Genomic DNA, 22,192 nt, shown 5'->3' with positions numbered 1-22,192 from the left:
GGCAGGAAAATGAAGGTAGTACGTAGTATCATAATTGCTGTTGTTGTTTTATGTATTGTTGGTGGTTTGGGTTATTACAAATATATTAATTCGGTTACCTATTTCAATGACCCTGGAACTACTGGCAACACAACCGGTAATTTATATGGTAATGGTTTATTTTGCGAGTATGATGGTGTAGTATATTTTGCAAATCCAAACGACAAAAATAGACTTTATAAAATGAATACAGATGAGAGTGACATTGAATATGTGGCTAATGATTCTGTTTATTTTATAAATTCTGATGAGCATTATTTGTACTATAGCCGAAATCACAGCAATTCTACCTTCGGATCATTTGACGTAAATGCCAATAGCTTATGTCGAATGACTAAAAGAAATGGCAAGGTCATCATTCTTGATGAAGCAGATTGCAATGCCTGTGCACTTGCTACCAATAAAGTGGTTTATTATCATTACGATGCTGAAGAGGCCACTACTGTATATATAGTTGGTATCGATGGCAATGACAGGGAACAGCTTACCAAAGAATCCATCGATCCACGTTGCATTTTTGACGACAAGCTATACTATTCAGGTGTTGATCATGACCACAATTTACATAGCATGAATCTAGAAACAAAAGATTCATCCTTTATATCATCAGAAAACCTATGGATGCCTTTAATGGATGGTCACGAATTATTCTTTATTGATTTGGACAATAATAACAGAGTATATCGTATGTCACTTGGTGGTGGAGACAAATATGGAGTTACAACTTATGGTACTTCAGGCTACAATGTTTCCGGTAACTATTTATATTATCAATCCATAAAAGGTAATCCAGATGGTATATATAGAGTGGATTTAACCACTGGAAATGAAGTACTGTTAGCAGAGGGACAATACAACAATATTAATATCACCAGCGATTATGTTTACTTTGCTGACTTCTTCTCTGGTACCATTTTCCATTGTCCAAATGGTGGTACCTCAGTTTCACTTTTTAACCCGCCGATACTTTCAAACGAAGAATAGGAGCAACATGAGAGACTTAACGGACATCAGACAGGAAATTGACGCAGTTGACAAAGGTATTTTAGATTTATTTACCAAAAGAATGGAATTAGCATGTCAGGTGGCTCAGTACAAAATATCCACCGGCAAAAAGGTATATGATAAAGCCAGAGAGGAAGAAAAGCTAGAAACCTTATCTTCATATGTTGATGGGGAATTTAATATCCAGGCAGTAAAAGAATTGTATACTCAGATAATGTCCATTAGTCGCAAAAAGCAGTTTGCCCTTCTCAGAGAAAACGGTATTGTTTTTGATAGTGGATTCTCTAGGGTTGAAAAATATGATTATTCTGATGCTATTGTTTGCTTTCAAGGAGTAGAGGGGGCTTATTCACAGCTTGCTATGCTTGAGTTCTTCAAGGACCAAATGAGATCAAGCTTCCACGTGGAGTCTTGGAGAGATGCTATGGAGGCTATATCAAATGGAGATGCGGATTATGCAGTGCTCCCAATCGAAAATAGCTTAGCTGGCTCAATAGAAGAAAATTTCGATTTACTTTCTGAATATAATGTAGCCATTGTTGGTGAGCAGATTTTAAAGGTTAACCACGCATTACTTGGTGTTAAAGGCGCAAATATAGCTGATATTAAAACAGTTTATTCTCACCCAAAGGCCATAGCTCAATGTGACGAATATATTCGTACAAAGCATATGAATTGGGATGTGAAAAATCTTCACAATACAGCAGTAAGTGCTCAAAAAATACGAGATGACGGTGATAAGACTCAGGCTGCAATAGGCAGCGCTTTTAATGCTACGCTTTATAATCTTGATATTCTTGAAGAAAACATTCAAGATAATAAATCAAATGCCACTAGATTTATCATTGTTTCAAAAGAAAAGAAATATCTTGCAAACGCAAAGCATATAAGCTTGTGTTTTGAATTGCCACATGAGCCTGGTAGTCTATATAGAGTATTATCAAATCTCATGTTCAATGGAATTAATATGAACAGAATTGAGTCTCGTCCAATTAAAGGGGTAAATTGGCAGTACCGATTCTTTATAGATATCGATGGTAATTTGGATGATGAAGCAGTTCAAAATGCATTGATTGGTCTAAAGGAAGAGTGTGTAACACTTCGTATATTAGGAAATTATTAGTTTGATGGGGGAGCTTACTATGAAATTATTTGCTAGTATCTACATTGGTACATATGAGACCACTCTTAAGGTCTTTGAAATCAGTAAACAAAAGGGCCTTAAGTCAATTGATACTATGAAAATTCAGTCAGACATTATTAAAGACGTACTTACAAAGGGCGTCATTTTGCCTGATACAGTAGATAAATTGTGCCGTACACTTAGTGATATGCGCACTACCATAGAAGGCTACAAGGTGGATTTTTATTCTGTTGCTGCAGGACCAAATATTCGACAAGCTCAAAATGCACTTATAGTTCTTGAACAGATAAAAGTTAGAACCGGTTTTTCTGTAAATGTATTATCTAATTCTGAACAGCGCTTTCTTGGCTATCAGGCTGTTGCATCTACCGAAGATTTCGATGATTTAATCAGCGATTCAGCAGTTCTAGTTGACATTGGCGGTGTTTCTTTGCAAATTACACTGTTCTCAAAAGGCAAGATCGTTACTACCCAGCATTTGTCTTTAGGTACAGTATCCATTAGTGAAAATTTAAAAAAGCTTGGGTCAGCTACAGAGACTTCTCTAGAGCAGACCTATGAAATGATGTACAAGGAGCTTGAGGTATTTAAAACCATGTTCCTAAGAGACATCGAGCCTAAATATATGATTCTTTTTGGCGTTCAGGTAAGTACTATCACTGAGCGTATTTCTACTTTTTCCTCAAAACGAATAAAGACAAAAGAATATATAGATTATCTTAAAAAGATTAATAAACAGTATATTAAGAACTACGAAACTGAGCATGATATTTATCTGGACAACGAAGATATAATTGAACCAGTTGTCATGTTATATAAAACTTTGGCAGAGACCCTAAAGCCTGAAATTGTTTTTGCTCCAGGGTTATCAGTCTGCGAAGGAATGGCTTTACAATTCTCATACAAGAAAAAATGGCTTACTTCAAGACATGATTTTGAAAATGATGTTATAACAGCTGCATGGTCTATAGCTAAGCGCTACGGTAGCTACCAACCACATCTAAAGGCGTTGTTTAAACTATCGGGAGAAATATTTGATGCCATGAAAAAATACCATGGTCTTTCTAGACGTGAAAGACTGCTTATGCAGTGCATAGCTATTCTACATGATTGCGGAAAATATATTAGCTTATCAGAAGCATCTAGCTGTTCCTACACCATAATAATGAGCTCGGAAATACTTGGACTTAGTCACAAGGAGCGAGAATTAATTGCAACTACAGTTGAATTTAATAGAAAGCCTGTAGAACCATTTGAGAATCTTTCAGATAGATTTACACAGGAAGAATATTTAACAATACTTAAACTTTTGGCGATTCTTAAGGTCGCCAATGCTTTGGACAGATCCCATAAGCAAAAAATAAAAAATGTATCTATTAAGGTTAAAGACAGAGAGCTAGTAATTAGCATTGAGGCTAACAGCTCCCTTGCCCTTGAAAAAGGTTTATTCAAAAAGAATGCAGACTATTTTGAGGAAATATTCTCTATCAAACCTGTTCTTAGAGAAAACAAGAAATTTTAGGAGGGAGATATGGCAAATATTAATATTTCTGACGCAAGATTTTATGATAACAGAGAGCTTAGCTGGTTGAAGTTTGAGCAGCGAGTTTTAAATGAAGCTACAAACAAAGAATTGCCGATTCTAGAACGCCTAAAATTTGTTGCTATCACTTCATCCAATTTAGATGAATTTTTCATGGTCAGGGTTGCTTCTCTAAAGGATATGGAGCATGCAGGCTACACAAAGCCTGATATTGCAGGAATGACACCTACTGAGCAGCTTATTTCTATAAATGAAAAAACACGTGAGCTTGTAGATTTTCAGTACAATACCTTCAATAGAAGCTTAATGCCAATATTAAAAGAGCAAGGGATTCTAATCTACGACAAATACGAAGATTTAAATGAAGAGCAGCTAAAATATATTGATTCATTTTTTATGAGTCAGGTTTATCCTGTTTTGACTCCAATGGCCTTTGACGCATCAAGACCATTCCCATTGATTAGAAACAAATCTCTTAATATTGCTGCGCTAATAGAGAAAAAGAAGGAAACTGTAGTGGTTGGAAATGATATGGAAGATGTTGAGTTTGCAACAGTTCAGGTGCCTTCTGTTTTGCCACGTTTTATTTCCTTGCCAGCAGATGAAGAAAAGCATGATTGCTTCATTTTACTTGAGCAGGTTATTGAACGAAATATGGACAAGCTTTTCTTAAATTACAATGTTGTGGCAGCATCGCCTTATAGAATCATGAGAAATGCTGATTTTTCAATAGATGAAGAAGGCGCTGAGGATTTACTTATTGAAATTGAAAAGCAAATCAAATCTCGTCAATGGGGTGAAGTAATTCGACTTGAGGTGGAAAGCTCAATTAATAAAAAGCTCCTATCTATTTTAAAGAAGAATTTAGGAGTAAATGAGATTGATATATACAAAATTAAGGGTCCTCTTGATTTAACGTTTTTGATGAAGCTTTATGGTATTGAGGGCCATAATAACCTTAGGTCACCAGCCTTTACACCTCAAGATAATCCTAGATTAAAGCCAGGCGAGAAAATATTTGATGAAATCAAAAAAGGTGATATTTTACTTCATCATCCATACGAAACCTTTGATCCGGTAGTAGATTTTATTGCTCAGGCAGCCTTTGATCCTCAGGTTTTGGCAATTAAGCAGACCCTTTATAGAGTAAGTGGTAATTCTCCAATTATTGCAAGCTTGGCCCATGCAGCCGAAAATGGAAAACAAGTAACCGTACTTGTAGAATTAAAGGCTCGATTTGATGAGCAGAACAATATTATTTGGGCAAAGAAGCTTGAAAAAGCAGGCTGCCATGTTATTTATGGTCTTGTGGGATTGAAAACACATTGTAAGATTGCCCTTGTTGTGCGAAGAGAAGAGGATGGAATCAGAAGATACGTTCATTTAGGAACGGGAAACTATAATGATTCTACAGCAAAATTATACACTGACTGTGGAATGCTTACCTGTCAGGAATCCTATGGCGCTGATGCGACTGCAGTATTTAATATGCTTTCGGGCTATTCTGAGCCAGAGGCATGGAACAAGCTTGTTGTTGCACCACTTTGGCTTAGAAATACATTTATTAGTTTGATAAATAGGGAAATTGGTCATGCCAAGGATGGTAAAGAAGCAGCCATCATAGCCAAGATGAATTCTTTGTGCGATAAAGAGATCATTGAAAAGCTTTACGAAGCCAGCAATGCAGGAGTTAAAATACATCTTATAGTTAGAGGCATATGCTGCTTGAGAGCAGGTATACCAGGTGTAAGTGAAAATATAAAGGTTACATCTATTGTTGGAACCTACCTTGAGCATGCTCGAATTTTCTATTTCTACAATAGTGGTGCTGAGGATATATACATGGGAAGCGCTGACTGGATGCCTAGAAATTTGGACCGAAGAGTTGAAATTATTTTCCCAGTAGAAGACGAGATTCTAAAATCAAAAGTTAAGCATATTTTAGATGTCCAGCTTGCTGATAACTTAAAAGCATATGAGATGACAGTAGAAGGAAAGTATGTTAAAGTAAAACCTCAGAGAGGCAAAAAGCCTATCGGTGCACAAGATACATTTTGCAAAGAGGCAAAAAGAAATAACGAGCCGGAGATTGATTTTTTGAAAAAAAGAACCTTTACTCCAAGGCTTGCAAATGAGGTTTTTGATGAATAACAAATTACTTGCTGTGGACATGGACGGAACTCTTTTTGATGATGACAAAATCATCTCAAAAGAAAATCTTGAAACTATTACAAAACTACTAGATGCAGGTCATGTACTTGCTTTTGATACAGGCAGACCTAATAATGCTCTCAAAAAAATATTGTCAGTTTATGATGAATTTAAAAGAGAAAACGTATATTTGCTAGGCTACCAGGGGGTTATTGGAACTGAAATGAACAGTGACAAGGTTCTATTTAAGGACTGTATTGATAACAATTTGGCACTGGAATTGGTTCAGGCAATACTCGATAGCAATTTGACTTGTGTTGTTTTTGATTTTGGTTCCATTTACACATTCAACGATAATCATTTTGTTGAAAGCTATAAGCAGGTTTCACAGGAGAAATTGGTTTTTGTAAATGATATAAATACCCTAAAAGGCAAAGATATTACTAAGATTATGGCTATTGATTATGATAAGCCAGAAAATCTTGATAACTTTAGAAAGAACCATTCAAGTCAGTTTGACCAGGCTTTTGATAATTTTTATTCACATTATGCATTCCTTGAATATGTTAAAAGAGGAACAGGAAAAGGTGATGGTATCAAAAAGTTAGCAGACTACCTACAGATTCCTCTTTCTAATGTGGTCGCTTGTGGGGATGAAGAGAACGATATTAGCATGGTTCAAATTGCAGGTGTTGGTGTGGCTATGGCAAACGCCAGACCTGTGTTAAAAGAAGTGGCAGATTATGTTACTGTAAACGATAATAATCATAGCGGTATTGCTGAAGTTATCAACAAATTTATTCTTGCATAATTTGTAAATAAATGTTGACGTCATGCTGGTAACATGTTATATTATCAATGTTGTGAAACAAAGTAGAGTATCCACTCTCACCTTAGCACGTATTAATTTACTGTGACTTGGGTCTTATACTTCACACAAACTTGTTTTGTGATGATTTATGGTGGATATTCTGTATCCACTATTTTTTTTATTTATTTGGAGGTAGTACCATTAGCGATTTAATGATTAATGAGCAGATTCGCGATAAGGAAGTTCGTGTTATCGGCTCAGATGGGGAACAGCTTGGCATCATGTCAGCACGAGAAGCACAAAAACTTGCAGATGACGAGGGCTTAGATCTCGTTAAGATTTCACCAAAGGCTAATCCACCAGTGTGCAAAATCGTAGATTACGGTAAATTCCGCTACGAGCAGGCACGTAAGGAAAAGGAAGCTAAGAAAAAGCAGCACGTTGTTGAGGTTAAAGAGATTCGTATGTCTCCAAACATCGATGCTAATGATATGAACACAAAGGTAAATGCAGCAAAGAAGTTTATCTCAAAGGGCGATAAAGTAAAGGTTACACTTCGTTTCCGCGGTCGTGAGATGGCTCATATGCAGTCTAGCAAACACATCCTTGATGATTTTGCTGAGAAGTTAGCAGATGTTGCAGTAGTGGAAAAGGCACCTAAGGTCGAAGGCCGTAGCATGAGCTTAGTGCTTACAGAAAAGAAATCTTAAATTCAGGAGGAAAATTATCATGCCAAAGATGAAGACAAGAAGAGCAGCTGCAAAGCGCTTTAAATTAACAGGAACAGGAAAGCTTAAGAGAAACAAGGCATACAAGAGCCATATCTTAACCAAGAAGACTACAAAGAGAAAGAGAAATCTTCGTCAGTCTGCAATCGTTGATTCAACAAACGTTAAGAACATGAAGAAAGTACTTCCATATCTCTAAAATTTAGTATGGAATAGTTATTTATTTGGTTAGGAGGAATTTAAAATGGCAAGAGTTAAAGGCGGATTAAACGCTAAGAAAAGACACAATAGAACATTAAAGTTAGCAAAGGGTTACAGAGGAGCTAGAAGCAAGCAGTATCGTGTTGCAAAGCAGTCAGTTATGCGTGCTCTTACATCAGCTTACGCTGGTAGAAAGCAGAGAAAGAGACAGTTCAGACAGCTTTGGATCGCTCGTATCAATGCTGCAGCTCGTATCAATGGACTTTCATATTCTAAGTTCATGTACGGTCTCAAGCTCGCTGGTGTTGAGATGAACAGAAAGATGCTTGCTGAGATGGCAGTTAACGATGCTGAAGGTTTTGCAAAGCTTGTTGAGCTTGCAAAGGGCAAGGTTGCTTAATAATGTTTTCATTGGCCTAGTCGTAAGACTAGGTCTTTTTTATTTAAATTTCAAATATTCTAAAATCTTATGATTCTGTTACCTGAAAAATAACCTGAAAAATAGTTTGACTTTATCCTTTAATATTGAGACATTTTTTGTTAAGCTATTTTAGGTAATAAAACTAATAAGGAGGACATTTTATTATGGCAATATTAGTTACGGGTGGTGCAGGCTTTATAGGCAGCCACACATGTGTTGAGCTTCAGCAAGCAGGCTATGATGTAGTTGTTTATGATAATCTTAGCAACGCATCTGAAAAATCCCTTGAGAGAGTTGAGGCTATTACAGGAAAGCCAGTTAAGTTTTACAAGGGCGATATCTTAGATAGAGATAGATTAAACGAGGTTTTTGAAAAGGAACAGCTTGATTCTTGTATTCATTTTGCAGGTCTTAAGGCTGTTGGTGAGTCTGTTCAAAAACCTTGGGAATATTACGAGAACAACATAGCAGGTACACTTACTCTTGTTGATGTTATGAGAAAGCATAATTGCAAGAATATCATTTTCTCATCATCAGCTACAGTATATGGTGACCCGGCTGAGATACCTATTACAGAAAATTGTCCTAAGGGACAGTGTACTAATCCATACGGATGGACAAAGTCTATGCTTGAGCAGATTCTTTCAGATATGCAAAAGGCAGATCCAGAGTGGAATGTAGTATTACTTCGTTACTTTAATCCTATTGGAGCTCATCCATCAGGAACAATGGGAGAGAATCCTAACGGTATTCCTAATAACCTTATGCCATACATCACACAGGTTGCAGTTGGAAAGCTTCCTGAGCTTGGCGTATTTGGAAATGATTATGATACACCAGATGGCACTGGAGTACGTGATTATATCCACGTTGTAGACCTTGCTAAGGGACACGTAAAGGCTCTTAAGAAAATCGAAGAGAATGCAGGTCTTAAGATTTATAACCTTGGTACAGGTGTAGGTTACTCAGTTCTCGATATTGTTAAGAACTTTGAGGAAGCTAACGGAATTAAAATACCATATTCTATCAAGCCACGTCGTGCAGGCGACATTGCAATATGCTATTCAGATGCTACAAAAGCAAAGGAAGAGCTTGGCTGGACAGCAGAGTATGGCATCAAAGAGATGTGCGCTGACTCATGGAGATGGCAGAAGAATAATCCTAATGGTTATAGCGAATAGGAAGGACCCGTTTCACGGGAGGAACCTGTTTGCCACAGCGAGCTCTATTGCCGAAGACAATTATAAATAGCTCGCTTTCCCGTAAAAATCAGGGTTAAATATATTATCTTAATATACTGAATGTTTAAATTATTCTGAATATAAAAATTTAGAGAAAAAGGGTTGACGAAAGTCAATTCACATAGTAATATATGTCTTGTCGCTGAGGCAAACACCTAAGCGACAAGGATATGGTTCCTTGGTCAAGCGGTTAAGACGTCGCCCTCTCACGGCGAAAACAGCGGTTCGATTCCGCTAGGAACTGCTAGAGCGTCATCTTTGTTGATGACGCTTTTATTTTACCTAAAAACTTGTTTTTTTCAGGTTTTCTGTTATAATAACATTTGTTGAATGAAGAGAACGACTTAGGAGAGAGCAATTTGCTCTCTCTTTATTTATGCTCTTTCAATTTGAAAACTGAATAAGGAGGACTTTTATGTCAAAACACACCGATTACGAGAAACGTACGGAAGAGATGATTACTCCTATTCTTGATGAGTTAGGCTTTGAACTTTACGATGTAGAGTACGTAAAGGAAGGTTCAGACTATTACCTTAGAGCCTATATTGACAAGGACGGAGGAATCACAATTGACGATTGCGTCGAAGTTAGTCGTAGAATGAATGATCTGCTAGATGCTCAGCCAGATATTGGTGGCACCGAAGGATACATTTTTGAAGTTAGCTCTCCAGGACTTGGCAGAGTACTTAAAAAAGATAAACATTTTGAAAAGGCTGTTGGTCAGGATGTTGATATCAAGACTTACAAGCCTATTAATGGTTCCAAGGAATTTACAGGTGCACTTAAGGCATTTGATAAGGATACACTTACTATCGAATTTGATGATGGTACAGAAGTTTTTAACAGAGCAGATGTTGCACAGGTTAGATTATCAATAGATTTTTAAATATATTCTTATTTTAGGAGGAAATATGGCAAATACAAATGATTTTTGGGATGCTCTTACAGATCTCGCAAAAGAGAAAAATATTAGCATGGATGTCTTAATCGAGACTATTGAGAATTCATTACTTATTGCTTGTAAGAACAACTATGGTAAAGGCAAAGATATTAATGGCAAGGGCAAAGATGTTAATGCCACAGTTGAAATTGACAGAACTTCTGGTGAGTATCATGTATACCTTATCAAGAATGTTGTAGATGAAGTTGTAGATCCAGTTGAGGAGATTTCACTTATTGATGCTCACAACATCGATGGCAAGCTTCAGGTAGGCGACGTTGTAAAAGTAGAAGTTAAGTCAAAAGAGTTCGGTCGTATTGCTGCTACAGCAGCTAAGAATACTATTACACAGAAGATTCGTGAGGAAGAGCGTAATGTTCTTTACAAGGAATATTATGAGCTTCAGCACAAGGTTGTTACAGGTGTTGTTACTCGTTTCTCAGGCAACAATATCCATGTTAACCTTGGTAAGCTTGAGGGCTTCCTCTCTGAAACAGAGCAGGTTAAGGGCGAATATTACAAGCTTCAGGACAGAATCAAGGTTTATATCGTAGAAGTTAAAATGTCTAACAAGGGACCTCGTATTGTGGTTTCTCGTACTCATCCTGAGCTTGTTAAGAAGCTTTTCGAAGAGGAAGTTTCAGAAGTTAGAGATGGCATCGTAGAGATTAAATCAATTTCTCGTGAGGCTGGTAGCCGTACAAAGATTGCTGTTTGGTCAAACGATGAGGACGTTGATCCAGTAGGAGCATGTGTAGGACAGAATGGTGCACGTGTTAACGCTATCGTTAATGAACTTCGTGGAGAAAAAATTGATATTGTTGAATGGGATGAAAACCCAGCATACCTCATTGAAAATGCACTTTCACCAGCAAAGGTTGTTGCTGTTGTTGCTGATGCAGATGAGAAGAGCGCTCGTGTAGTAGTTCCTGATTATCAGCTTTCACTTGCAATTGGTAAAGAAGGACAGAATGCCCGTCTTGCAGCTAGACTTACAGGCTTCAAAATTGACATCAAGAGTGAGACTCAGGCCAAGGAAGCAGGAGATTTCCTTGATTACGAAGAGGATTACGATGACGACGAGTACTATGATGATGACGAGTACTATGAAGAGGATGGCGAGTACGAAGAGGGCGATTTTGATGAAGCTGATGCTGAATCAGAGGAGAATTCTGAGGAATAGTAAATGACAAATAAAACATTACCTCTTAGAAAATGTGTAGCTTGTTCTCGTATGGTTCCAAAGGACCAAATGTTTAGAATAGTAAAGACTGCTGATGGCATTGCACTTGATCTTAGCTACAAAGCGCAAGGTCGAGGTGCATATGTTTGTAAAAATAAAGAATGTATTTCTTTGGCTGAAAAGAAAAAATCTTTAAACAGATCTTTAAAAGCACCAGTTTCTGGTGAGGTTATAGAATGCTTATATATGGAGTTGGAGAATGATTGATAAAGCGCTCAATATGATTAGCTTAGCAATGAAAGCTGGTTCTTTAGTTAGTGGAGAATTTGCATGTGAGCAAGCAATTAAGGATGGTAGTGGCTGTCTTTGCATAGTAGCTTCTGATGCTTCTGCGAACACTAAGAAATCATTTTCAAATTCTTGTGAATTCTACAATGTTGAATACGTAGAATATGGTACTAAAGAATCTTTAGGGCATGCAATTGGTAAAGAATATCGGGCATCTATCGTAGTGTGCGATGAAAATTTATCCTTAAGCGTACTAGATAAGATACGTAGTTAGTTAGATGAGGAGGATATTAGATGGCAAAAATTAAAGTACATGAATTAGCCAAAGAGCTTGGAAAGGAAAGCAAGGAAATAATCGCTTTCTTAGGCTCTAATGGAATAGAAGCAAAGGCCCAGAGCGGCATCGAAGATGATATGGTTGCTAAAATCAGAGCAAACTTTAGCGATAAGCCAAAGGCTGCAGATAAGAAACCTGCATTAGACAAAGATGGCGTTAAAAAGGCCCGTGCAGTTGACAAGGATGGAAATCCAGTCAAGAAAAAGAAAAATGTTTTCGTAGTTACTCGTGATAGAGATGACAGACGTAGACGTGGTTCTGACTCTTCTCGTAATGAGAATAGAGAAGGAAACAGAGAAAAGAAGCAGCAGGCAGCTCCTGTACAGCCTAGAGGACCTATTAGACCACGTTCTTTTGCTGATGGAGTTCGTCCATCTCAGAGAGCATCTGTTCAGTCTACAGATACAGAATTTGTATCAAAGAAGCAGCAGAACGAAAACGAGAATACACGTCCAGTAAAGAAGGAGCGTACAGAGCGTCAGGATAGACCAGAACGTCCTAACCGTGCAGAGCGTCCTGAACGTCAGGAGCGTCCAGAGCGTAATGATAACAGAGGCGACAAGCGTCCTAACAGAAACGAAAGAAATGATAGACCTGCAAGAGATGATAGAAACAATGGAGCAAGACCTGATAAGCGTGATAGAAATACACGTCCTTCACAGCAGGCTCCTGCAGCAGAGATGCCATCATCAAATGCTAAGGGCGGACGTCGTGATGACAAGAAAAAGAAAAACAATAATGATAGAGAAAACAATTTAGGCGGAAAGAAGCAGGAACGTTACATCAATCTTGAAAAGAATGGTGGAAAGAAGAAAAAGAACAATGCTCCTAAGGCTCCAGAACGTGACATGAATGAAGTTCTTACTATCACAATTCCAGATAGAATTACAATCAAGGATCTTGCTGACAAGATGAAGGTTCAGTCTTCAGCTGTTGTTAAGACATTATTCATGAAGGGCAAGATGGTTACAGTTAACCAGGAGGTTGATTTTGAAGAGGCTTCAGAAATCGCTCTTGAGTTTAACTGCATTTGCGAAGAAGAAGAAAAGGTTGATGTTATCGCTGAGCTTCTTAAAGAAGAGGAAGAGGATACAACAAACTTCCCATCACGTCCACCTGTTGTCTGCGTAATGGGGCATGTTGATCACGGTAAAACATCACTCCTTGATGCAATCCGTGATACAAAGGTTACAGCCCGTGAGGCTGGTGGTATTACACAGCATATCGGTGCTTATACAGTATCTATTAATAATCAGGATATTACATTCCTTGATACACCAGGTCATGAGGCCTTCACAGCAATGCGTATGCGTGGTGCTAATTCTACTGATATCGCAATTCTTGTAGTTGCTGCTGATGATGGTGTTATGCCACAGACAGTTGAGGCTATTAACCATGCAAAGGCTGCTGGTATTGAAATCATTGTTGCAATTAACAAGATTGATAAGCCAAATGCTAATATTGATAGAGTTAAGCAGGAGCTTTCTGAGTACCAGCTTATTCCTGAGGATTGGGGTGGAAGCACAGTATTCTGTCCTGTATCTGCTCATACAAAGGAAGGTATTGATAACCTTCTTGAGATGATTCTTCTTACAGCAGAAGTTCTTGAGTTAAAGGCTAATCCTAATCGTAAGGCTCGTGGTCTTGTTATCGAGGCACAGCTTGATAAGGGCCGTGGTGCTGTAGCAACAGTTCTTGTTCAGAAGGGTACACTTCATGTTGGTGATCCAGTTGCTTGCGGTAGCTGCTATGGTAAGGTTCGTGCAATGCTTGATGATACAGGCGCACGTGTTAAGAGTGCAGGACCTTCTGTTCCAGTAGAGATTTTAGGTCTTTCAGAGGTTCCAAATGCAGGTGAAGTACTGATGTCTTTCGACTCAGAAAAGGAAGCACATTCATTTGCAGATACATTCGTTGCAGAGCACAAGAACAAGCTTGTTGAGCAGACAAAGTCTAAGATGTCTCTTGATGCACTATTCAGCGAGATTGAGTCAGGAAACCTTAAGGAGCTTGACCTTATTGTTAAGGCCGATGTTCAGGGTTCTGTAGAGGCTGTTAAGCAGTCACTTGAAAAGCTTTCAAATGAGGAAGTTGTTGTTAAGACCATCCACGGTGGTGTTGGTACAATCAATGAATCAGACGTAGTACTTGCATCTGCTTCAAATGCTATTATCATTGGATTTAACGTTCGTGTTGATCCACAGGCAAAGGCTACAGCAGATAGAGAAGGCGTTGATCTTCGTCTTTACAAGGTTATCTATGATGCAATCAACGACGTTGAGTCTGCTATGAAGGGTATGCTTGATCCAATCTTCGAAGAGAAGGTTATCGGTCATGCTGAGGTTCGTCAGATCTTCAAAGCTTCTGGTGTTGGTAACATCGCTGGTTCATATGTAACAGATGGTTACTTCCAGAGAGATTGTATGGTTCGTGTTACTCGTGAAGGCGAACTTATTCACGAAGGTAAGCTTGGTTCTCTTAAGAGATTCAAGGATGATGTTAAGGAAGTTAAAGCTAACTTCGAATGTGGTCTTGTTATTGAAGATTTCAATGATATTCAGGAAATGGATACTATTGAAGCGTACATTATGGTTGAGGTACCTAGATAATGAGAAAAAATTCAGTTAAAAATATTCGCATAAACGAAGAAGTTATGCGTGAGCTTAGCAATATAATAAGACTTGAGTTAAAGGACCCACGTATTTCACCAGTTACATCTGTTGTATCTGTTGAAGTGGCTCCAGACCTTAAAACCTGCAAGGCTTATATTTCTGTTCTCGGCGATGATGAAGCAGCTCAAAAGACTATTGAAGGTCTTAAGAGCTCTGCTGGATTCATTCGTCGTGAGCTTGCTCACAGAATTAATCTTAGAAACACACCTGAGATTACTTTTGTAAGTGACCAGTCAATTGCTTATGCTGCAAAAATGAGCAAGCTAATTGATGAGGTAAATGCACCTCTTCATGCAAAGGAAGAGGAATAAAAGGAGACTAGGAATATGATAGACAATTTTAATGAGCTTTTATCCGATGCAAATGTAATAGGAATCAGTGGACACATTCGTCCAGATGGAGATTGTGTGGGCTCTTGTATGGCTATGTACAACTATATAGCTACCTACTATTCGGATAAAGAGCTTCATGTCTATCTTGATCCTATTCCTAATATTTTCAAATTCTTTAAAAATGCAGACAAAATTGAAGACATTCACGAAGCTGCGCCAGAAAAAGAATTTGATTTATTTATTGCTTTAGATTGTAGTGATGGTGGTAGACTAGGAGATGTTTTCCCTTATTTTGAGAAGGCAAAGCATACAGTTTGTATTGACCATCATGTGACTAATGGTGGATTTGCCGAATATAGTTATATTATTCCTGATGATAGTTCTACATGCGAGCTAGTATATAATCAATTCGACAAAGACAAAATTACAAAGGAAATTGCAGAATGCTTGTACACTGGAATTATTCACGATACTGGTGTATTTCAGTATTCATGTACTACAGAGGCTACAATGGCCGCTGCAGGATTTCTTATGACAAAGGGTATTGATTATCCAAAGATTTGTACTGATACATACTATGCCAAAACTATGATTCAGAATCGTATGCTTGGTATGGCATTATTAAATTGTAAAACTTATTTAAATGGGAAAGTAATTGCTGCAGTTATCGACTCAAACGATATGGCAAAATACGATGCCCAATCAAAGCATCTTGAAGGAATTGTTCAACAGCTTCGAGATACTACTGGAGTTGAGGTTGCAGTATTTTTATATGAGCTTGCCGATGGTGACTTCAAGGGAAGCACTAGAGCTTCAGGTGATGTTGATTTAACAGTAATAACTGGAGTTTATGGCGGCGGCGGACACAAGAAAGCAGCTGGATTTTCTGTTGCTACAAAGGAACCATGGCATGTTATCGAAGACATTGTAAAAATGGTTGAGACACAATTAGTAGAGTTAGGAATAGATTAATGAATAGTGGCATAATTAATGTCTATAAAGAAGCCGGGTATACTTCATTTGATGTGGTTGCCAGGCTTCGTGGTATTTTAAAAATAAAAAAAATTGGTCATACAGGCACACTTGATCCTGACGCGACAGGCGTTCTTCCTGTTTGTGTAGGAAAGGCTACAAAACTGTGCGATATGCTTACTGACAAAGATAAAGTATATGAGTGCGTGATGCTTCTTGGTACTGAGACTGATAGCTATGATATGAGTGGCAAAATTCTACAACGAAAATCAGTAACAGTCAATGAAAAGGAAGTAGAGGATGCTATAAACAGCTTTGTAGGGGACATTATGCAGGTACCCCCTATGTATTCTGCTTTAAAGGTTAACGGGAAAAAGCTTTATGAATTAGCTAGAGCTGGCAAAGAAGTAGAAAGAAAGCCTCGACCAGTTACCGTATTTAGTATCGATATTCTTGAAATGAACTTACCAGAAGTGAGCATTAGAATTCATTGCAGTAAAGGAACCTATATTAGGTCATTATGCCATGATGTAGGTCAGGTCCTTGGTTGCGGATGTGCTATGAAATCCTTGATTCGTACTAGAGTTAGTATTTTCGATATATCGGATGCTCGCACATTAGACGAGATACAGCGTATTGTTAATAATGGTAATTTAGATGGAATTATGATGCCTATTGATCAGGCATTTGACAGCTATGGAACGGTTTTTGTAATTCCCGCTGAGGAGAGCATTAAACAAGCTGTTAATGGCGGTGTTATTCCTGTAGACCAGGTTTTTGCAGAATCCATCAGTTCATTTGAAGATGGTGTAAAATACAGAATGTATTTGCCTGATAATCGTTTCTTAGGGATTTACACATACACAGACAACATATTTAAACTGGAGAAATTCTTCCTTGAAGAATAATTATTACGATGAATTATATACAATCACTTTTTGATATTGAGATAAATGAGCCTACAGCAATTACCGTTGGAAAATTCGATGGCATTCATAAGGGACATCATTTACTTACAAAAGATATTATAGAAAAGAAACAACAAGGATATAAATCTTGTCTGATTACATTCAATAATTCTTTGCGTTCATTCCTCAAAGATGATGATACTCCTTCCTTAATTACAAATAAGGAGAGGATGTTCATGCTTGATAATGATGGATTAGATTATTTGATAGAATGTCCTTTTGACCAGAAGCTTATGGAAACTGATCCAAAGTGTTTCATTGAATATTTGGTTAAAAAACTTAATATGAAATACATGGTTTCAGGAACAGATTTTACCTTTGGATATAAAGGTGCTGGAAACCCTCAAATGCTTTTAGAGCTATCAAAAGAGCTTGGATTTGAGTACAGGGTAATTGATAAAATCAAAATGAATAACCGAGACATTAGCAGTACCTATATTAGGGAAGAGCTTAAAGAAGGCCACATTGAGTCTGTTAATGACATGTTAGGTTATGAATACTTTGTATGGGGTGAGGTAGTTCATGGTGCTCATCTAGGACATACAATAGGCATTCCTACAATAAATATTATGCCAGAGACTACAAAGCTAGTTCCTAAATTTGGAGTATATGTTACTACAATAGATTTTGATGGCAGAATCTATCACGGAGTTACTAATGTAGGAACAAAGCCATCTGTTTCAGATAAAAAAATAGTAGGAATAGAAACTCATATTTTGGATTATAATGGTGACTTGTACGGACGTTTTGTAAAGGTTACATTCAAGTCATTCCTTAGACCTGAAATGAAGTTTGAATCTATTGATGCATTGCAAGAACAAATGAACAAAGACAAGATTTTGGCTAAGCAGTTCTTCAATAAATAATATTATTACGTAAATATTACAAAATATTGACAAATGGCACTCGGGTTGATATAATCCGAGTGTTGTTTTAAATTTATTTAATTTGGAGGTTTTATGAAAAAGCGCATTATTTCAGCTTTCTCATTAGTTTGTGCACTGGCAATTATGTTTGATTATAGCCTTGATGCGCAGCAATATACAGATATTGAAGAAGATGCAGATACTACAGCTACAGCTGGTGTAGTTACAGCTACTACTTTAGATTTGGCATCACTTGAGGATCTTTCAGTTACTGATTCTGCAGCTATCGCTACAGCAAAGTCACTAGGCGATATTTACGGATATGAGAATATCGGTATTTGTACTGTTTCAGAAGGTAACTTAAATATTCGTGAGACTGCATCATCAGATGGTAAATTAGTTGGTAAATTCCCTGCTAATGCTGCTTGTGAGATTATCAGCACAGAGGGTGAATGGAGCTACATCAAATCTGGTGAAGTAGAAGGATATGTTTCATCAGAGTATCTTCTTTCAGGTGATGAGGCATGGGACAAAGCATTAGAGCTTGCTCAGTACGTTGCCACATCTAACACAGGTGGACTTAGAGTTCGTGTTGAGCCTAATACAGATTGCGAGATTATCTATCAGTTAGCTGATGGTGAAGAAGTGCCTATTCTAGATAACACTCAGGATGATGAGTGGATTAAGGTTGACGTAGATGGTGACGAAGGCTACGTTAGCGCAGAGTATGTTGATGTAGATTTATCTCTTACAACAGCTATGACTCTTACAGAGGCTAGATATGGAGCTGGTGTTTCTGACGTTCGTATGGCTGTTTGCGATTTTGCACTTCAGTATGTTGGAAATAGATACGTTTGGGGTGGTACTAGCCTTACAAATGGTGTCGACTGCTCTGGATTTACAATGCAGGTTATGGCACAGTTTGGTGTTTATCTTTCACATTCTTCAAGAGCACAGGCTAACGAAGGTACAGCGATTTCTACATCAGAGCTTAAACCTGGTGATTTGATATTCTATGGTAGAGGAAGCACAATCAATCACGTTGCTATATATATCGGTGGTGGACAGATTGTACACGCTTCTAATAAACGTGACGGAATTAAGATTTCGAATTACATGTATCGTACACCACTTAAGTGTGTAAGAGTTTTATACGACTAGCAAACAGGAGGGGTCCCCTTTAGGGGAGTTGCCTGTTTGCCACAACTCACCCATTGCCGAAGGCAATTTGCATGGGTGAGTTTTCCCGTAAAACAGGAGGGGCTGGATACTTCATAGTATCTAGCCTTTTATTATTGGTTATGATATAATTTCACATGTGGCTAGCCACATATTTTGATTATAAATTGGAGAGGAATATAAAATGAGTTTACTAGAAAATTGGCAAAAGATTGCCTATAATCAGAATCAGTCTCAGGCAGACTTACAGAGATTTTGGCAGAATTATTTCTTGTTAGAAAAGGGAATTTACGAACAGCTTTTGGACGATCCTGATACAGAAGTTAAGGGTACAGTTAAGGAGCTTGCAGAAAAATATAATATCGAGGTTATGCCTATGGTAGGTTTCCTTGATGGTATTAATGAATCACTTGTTACTCCAAACCCAATCGAGACTATGGAAGAGGACACAGTAGTATCTCTTAAATTCGATAAGGAAAAGCTTTTCAAGAACATGATTGACGCAAAGGCTGATTGGTTATATGGCCTTCCACAGTGGGAGCAGATTTTTGATGAGGAGACTAGAAAGTCCCTTACAAAAGAAGCTAAGAACATGCACACAATCGTACGTTCAGAAAAGAAGGTTGGACGTAATGATCCATGTCCATGTGGTTCTGGAAAGAAGTATAAGTTCTGTTGTGGAAAGAAATAAAAATTTATGCACCTATCAAATTTGATAGGTGCATTTTTTATTTGTTAAAAATAGTATTTATTGTTTTAAAAAAATCAGGATATGAAATTTGGCAGCATTTTTCATCATCAAAAGTTGTTTCACCTTCAGCAACAAGACCTGCAATGGCAAAAGACATTGCAATTCGATGATCCAAATACGTATTTACGGTTGTCGCTTTTAATGGTGTGCCACCATTGATAATCATTCCATCTTCTGTAGGAGTAATATCACAACCCATATTACTGAGATTCTCAGTTACTGTAGCAATACGGTCGCTTTCTTTTACCTTAAGCTCTGCAGCATCCTTGATAATGGTAGTTCCATCAGCACAAGCCGCCATAACTGCAATTACAGGGATTTCATCAATAAGAGTAGGGATTATGTCACCAGAAACTTCACATCCCTTTAAATTGCTGGTGCTAACATGAATATCAGCAACAGGTTCTCCACTGACGATTCGTTCATTTAATAGTTCAATATTTCCACCCATGGCTTTAGCAACTTTGATAATGCCGGCTCTTGTAGGATTCGTATTTACGTTTTTGATAAGTAAATCTGAATTAGGACAAATTAATCCAGCAACAATGAAGTAAGCAGCAGAGGAAATGTCTCCAGGAACATCAATTTTCTGTCCGACTAATTTAGGCCCGCCCACAATTGATGCGGTTAATCCTTGGGATTTAATATCAGCACCAAATCCGGAAAGCATAAGCTCTGTATGATTTCTAGAAACTACTGGCTCTGTTACGGAAGTTGTACCTTCAGCATAAAGTCCTGCAAGTAATATACAAGATTTAACCTGAGCGCTAGCTACTGGAGAATTATAGTGAATAGACTTTAGCTTTGAACCACCTATTTCAAGAGGGGCACATTCATTATCTTTTATTGAGCGAATATTGGCGCCCATTAAAGTAAGAGGAGCGATAATTCGTCCCATAGGTCGTTTCTGAATTGATTCATCTCCATTTAATGAACTAACAAAGGATTGGCCAGCTAATATACCAGATATAAGCCTTGTTGTAGTTCCGCTATTACCAACATCAAGCATGGCGCTAGGCTTTTTGAGTCCATGTAAACCCTTTCCGTGGATGATTACATGGTCATTTTCCTGATTAATATCTATGCCCATGGCTTTAAAACATCCTATGGTAGAGCGGCAGTCGGCTCCATCTAAAAATCCAGTTAATTCAGTGATGCCTTCTGATATTGCTCCAAACATGACGCCTCTATGACTTATAGATTTGTCTCCAGGAATTTTTATTTCACCTTTTAAGCTATTTGCTTTAGTTATTGCCATTAGTTTGTCCTCTGTCTAGTGTAATAATTATTATGAGTCAATGTGGTCTGCGCTTTTTTCATAGCATCTTCTGTATAGAATTCTATTCTCAGTACACCTGGTTCGAATTCTCTGTTATGAATGATATCGATATTTTTTACACTAATATCAGCATCTGCTAATAGTTGAAGTACACCTACCAAGGTACCAGGTTTATCATCAATATCACAGTATAATTCGTAAAAACGGATTAATGCATTCTCAGGAATTGTAATAGAATCTCGATAATCCTTTGATTTTGACCAGAGCTTAATTATAGCATCTGCATCAGATGAATCAATGGCGCTACGAAATGTATCTAGTTCTTCTTTGAATGCATCGATAAGCTTTAAAATTGCCTGTCTGTTGCTTAAGAAAATATGCTGCCACATAGTAGGGGAGCCAGATGCGATGCGGGTAATATCCTTAAATCCACCGGCTGCGATTGTTTTGCAAGTGGTTTGATCATCATCATTATCCTGAACTAGATTTACAAGAGAAGCTGCAATAACATGTGGAAGATGAGAAACTGCCGCTGTAGCTTCATCATGTTGTTCTGGAGTGAGCTTGATAGGAATGGCTCCTAGCGATTTAATATATTTGCCAAATTCATCATATGTATCTACTGGCATTTCAGGGTCAGCAGTTAGGATATAATAAGCATTTTCTAATAATAAAGCGGAAGAGTGTTCTAGACCAGTAAGCTCTGAGCCAGTCATAGGATGGCCACCGATAAATTGATTAGTCATACCTAGTTCTCTTGCAACGGCAGTGATGTCTCCCTTAACAGAGCCTACGTCTGTGATGACACAATCAGGCTTTACAACATCCTTTAATTGCCTGAGATAATCGCAATTAATTTTTACAGGACTACACAAAAATATAATGTCGCACTGTCCGAATTGATGAATTTTAAGTAGTCCGTTATTGTCAATTAATCGCTCTTCAAAAGCGGCTTCAATAGTAGATTCTCTGGATGCTGTGGCAAGTATTCTAGTATTTGGATAAACCTTTAATATCGCCTTTGCGATACTTCCCCCAATAAGACCTAGGCCGACAAATCCAATTGTTTTAGTCTTTAACGCCATAATAAAATCTCCCGTTACTTTATTACTTTAAAGTATAAATATATTTATATAATATC

At 37.7% G+C, this 22,192-nt stretch carries 22 protein-coding genes and 1 tRNA gene; 21 read left to right on the top strand and 2 right to left on the bottom strand.

Annotation, left to right across the window (positions count from 1 at the left end):
• The first annotated feature begins 9 nt into the window (after positions 1 to 9).
• From E7276_RS01200 to E7276_RS01100, 21 genes are all read left to right on the top strand, one after another.
• Positions 10 to 1,023, top strand: coding sequence for a DUF5050 domain-containing protein (locus E7276_RS01200; protein WP_294212676.1), 1,014 nt, complete (start codon positions 10 to 12; stop codon positions 1,021 to 1,023).
• A 7-nt stretch (positions 1,024 to 1,030) separates the two neighbouring features.
• The gene (pheA, locus tag E7276_RS01195; protein WP_294212674.1) at positions 1,031 to 2,167 is read left to right on the top strand and encodes a prephenate dehydratase; all 1,137 of its coding nucleotides are present in this window, start codon (positions 1,031 to 1,033) and stop codon (positions 2,165 to 2,167) included.
• 19 nt (positions 2,168 to 2,186) lie between these two features.
• Positions 2,187 to 3,710 (top strand): Ppx/GppA phosphatase family protein, encoded by a 1,524-nt coding sequence (locus tag E7276_RS01190; RefSeq protein ID WP_294212671.1) that lies wholly within the window; start codon positions 2,187 to 2,189, stop codon positions 3,708 to 3,710.
• Positions 3,711 to 3,719: 9 nt separating this feature from the next.
• Entirely contained in the window at positions 3,720 to 5,882 is a 2,163-nt protein-coding gene (locus E7276_RS01185; protein WP_294212669.1) for an RNA degradosome polyphosphate kinase, read from the top strand.
• A complete protein-coding gene (locus E7276_RS01180) occupies positions 5,875 to 6,693 on the top strand; it encodes a Cof-type HAD-IIB family hydrolase (protein ID WP_294212667.1) in 819 nt (272 codons plus the stop codon). The genes E7276_RS01185 and E7276_RS01180 overlap by 8 nt, the downstream gene beginning before the upstream one ends.
• Before the next feature lie 212 nt (positions 6,694 to 6,905).
• Positions 6,906 to 7,403, top strand: a complete 498-nt coding sequence (infC, locus tag E7276_RS01175) for a translation initiation factor IF-3 (protein WP_294212664.1) — start codon at positions 6,906 to 6,908, stop codon at positions 7,401 to 7,403.
• Positions 7,404 to 7,422: 19 nt separating this feature from the next.
• Positions 7,423 to 7,620 (top strand): 50S ribosomal protein L35, encoded by a 198-nt coding sequence (gene rpmI / locus E7276_RS01170; RefSeq protein ID WP_294212662.1) that lies wholly within the window; start codon positions 7,423 to 7,425, stop codon positions 7,618 to 7,620.
• A gap of 45 nt (positions 7,621 to 7,665) precedes the next feature.
• Positions 7,666 to 8,022: a 50S ribosomal protein L20 gene (gene rplT / locus E7276_RS01165; protein WP_294212659.1), complete on the top strand. Its 357-nt coding sequence runs from the start codon at positions 7,666 to 7,668 to the stop codon at positions 8,020 to 8,022.
• A 185-nt stretch (positions 8,023 to 8,207) separates the two neighbouring features.
• Positions 8,208 to 9,224: a UDP-glucose 4-epimerase GalE gene (galE, locus tag E7276_RS01160; RefSeq protein WP_294212657.1), complete on the top strand. Its 1,017-nt coding sequence runs from the start codon at positions 8,208 to 8,210 to the stop codon at positions 9,222 to 9,224.
• Positions 9,225 to 9,456: 232 nt separating this feature from the next.
• Positions 9,457 to 9,528, top strand: a tRNA-Glu gene (locus tag E7276_RS01155).
• 171 nt (positions 9,529 to 9,699) lie between these two features.
• Entirely contained in the window at positions 9,700 to 10,170 is a 471-nt protein-coding gene (gene rimP, locus E7276_RS01150; RefSeq protein ID WP_294212654.1) for a ribosome maturation factor RimP, read from the top strand.
• Between the two features lie 25 nt (positions 10,171 to 10,195).
• Positions 10,196 to 11,407: a transcription termination factor NusA gene (gene nusA, locus E7276_RS01145; RefSeq protein ID WP_294212652.1), complete on the top strand. Its 1,212-nt coding sequence runs from the start codon at positions 10,196 to 10,198 to the stop codon at positions 11,405 to 11,407.
• A 3-nt stretch (positions 11,408 to 11,410) separates the two neighbouring features.
• Positions 11,411 to 11,674: an RNase P modulator RnpM gene (gene rnpM / locus E7276_RS01140; protein WP_294212650.1), complete on the top strand. Its 264-nt coding sequence runs from the start codon at positions 11,411 to 11,413 to the stop codon at positions 11,672 to 11,674.
• A complete protein-coding gene (locus E7276_RS01135; RefSeq protein WP_294212649.1) occupies positions 11,667 to 11,969 on the top strand; it encodes a L7Ae/L30e/S12e/Gadd45 family ribosomal protein in 303 nt (100 codons plus the stop codon). The genes rnpM and E7276_RS01135 overlap by 8 nt, the downstream gene beginning before the upstream one ends.
• 20 nt (positions 11,970 to 11,989) lie before the next feature.
• Positions 11,990 to 14,641, top strand: a complete 2,652-nt coding sequence (infB, locus tag E7276_RS01130) for a translation initiation factor IF-2 (RefSeq protein ID WP_294212646.1) — start codon at positions 11,990 to 11,992, stop codon at positions 14,639 to 14,641.
• Positions 14,641 to 15,015 (top strand): 30S ribosome-binding factor RbfA, encoded by a 375-nt coding sequence (gene rbfA / locus E7276_RS01125; RefSeq protein WP_294212644.1) that lies wholly within the window; start codon positions 14,641 to 14,643, stop codon positions 15,013 to 15,015. The genes infB and rbfA overlap by 1 nt, the downstream gene beginning before the upstream one ends.
• Positions 15,016 to 15,030: 15 nt before the next feature.
• On the top strand, positions 15,031 to 16,008 hold the full coding sequence (locus tag E7276_RS01120; RefSeq protein WP_294212642.1) for a DHH family phosphoesterase: 978 nt from the start codon (positions 15,031 to 15,033) through the stop codon (positions 16,006 to 16,008).
• The gene (gene truB, locus E7276_RS01115; protein ID WP_294212640.1) at positions 16,008 to 16,916 is read left to right on the top strand and encodes a tRNA pseudouridine(55) synthase TruB; all 909 of its coding nucleotides are present in this window, start codon (positions 16,008 to 16,010) and stop codon (positions 16,914 to 16,916) included. The genes E7276_RS01120 and truB overlap by 1 nt, the downstream gene beginning before the upstream one ends.
• Before the next feature lie 8 nt (positions 16,917 to 16,924).
• The gene (locus E7276_RS01110; protein WP_294212639.1) at positions 16,925 to 17,842 is read left to right on the top strand and encodes a bifunctional riboflavin kinase/FAD synthetase; all 918 of its coding nucleotides are present in this window, start codon (positions 16,925 to 16,927) and stop codon (positions 17,840 to 17,842) included.
• Between the two features lie 93 nt (positions 17,843 to 17,935).
• On the top strand, positions 17,936 to 19,003 hold the full coding sequence (locus tag E7276_RS01105; RefSeq protein ID WP_294212637.1) for a C40 family peptidase: 1,068 nt from the start codon (positions 17,936 to 17,938) through the stop codon (positions 19,001 to 19,003).
• Between the two features lie 202 nt (positions 19,004 to 19,205).
• The gene (locus E7276_RS01100) at positions 19,206 to 19,712 is read left to right on the top strand and encodes an SEC-C metal-binding domain-containing protein (protein WP_294212636.1); all 507 of its coding nucleotides are present in this window, start codon (positions 19,206 to 19,208) and stop codon (positions 19,710 to 19,712) included.
• 37 nt (positions 19,713 to 19,749) lie between these two features.
• On the opposite strand, the gene aroA is transcribed toward E7276_RS01100, so the two are convergent.
• On the bottom strand, positions 19,750 to 21,030 hold the full coding sequence (aroA, locus tag E7276_RS01095; protein WP_294212632.1) for a 3-phosphoshikimate 1-carboxyvinyltransferase: 1,281 nt from the start codon (positions 21,028 to 21,030) through the stop codon (positions 19,750 to 19,752).
• On the bottom strand, positions 21,030 to 22,136 hold the full coding sequence (locus E7276_RS01090) for a prephenate dehydrogenase (protein ID WP_294212629.1): 1,107 nt from the start codon (positions 22,134 to 22,136) through the stop codon (positions 21,030 to 21,032). Before E7276_RS01090 ends, aroA begins: the two co-directional genes overlap by 1 nt.
• Positions 22,137 to 22,192 lie beyond the last annotated feature (56 nt).

It is taken from the genome of Pseudobutyrivibrio sp., from assembly GCF_015057185.1.
Lineage (GTDB): Bacteria > Bacillota > Clostridia > Lachnospirales > Lachnospiraceae > Pseudobutyrivibrio.
The sequence above is the reverse complement of the archived record's forward strand: the minus strand, read 5'-3'. Positions and strand labels throughout refer to the sequence as shown.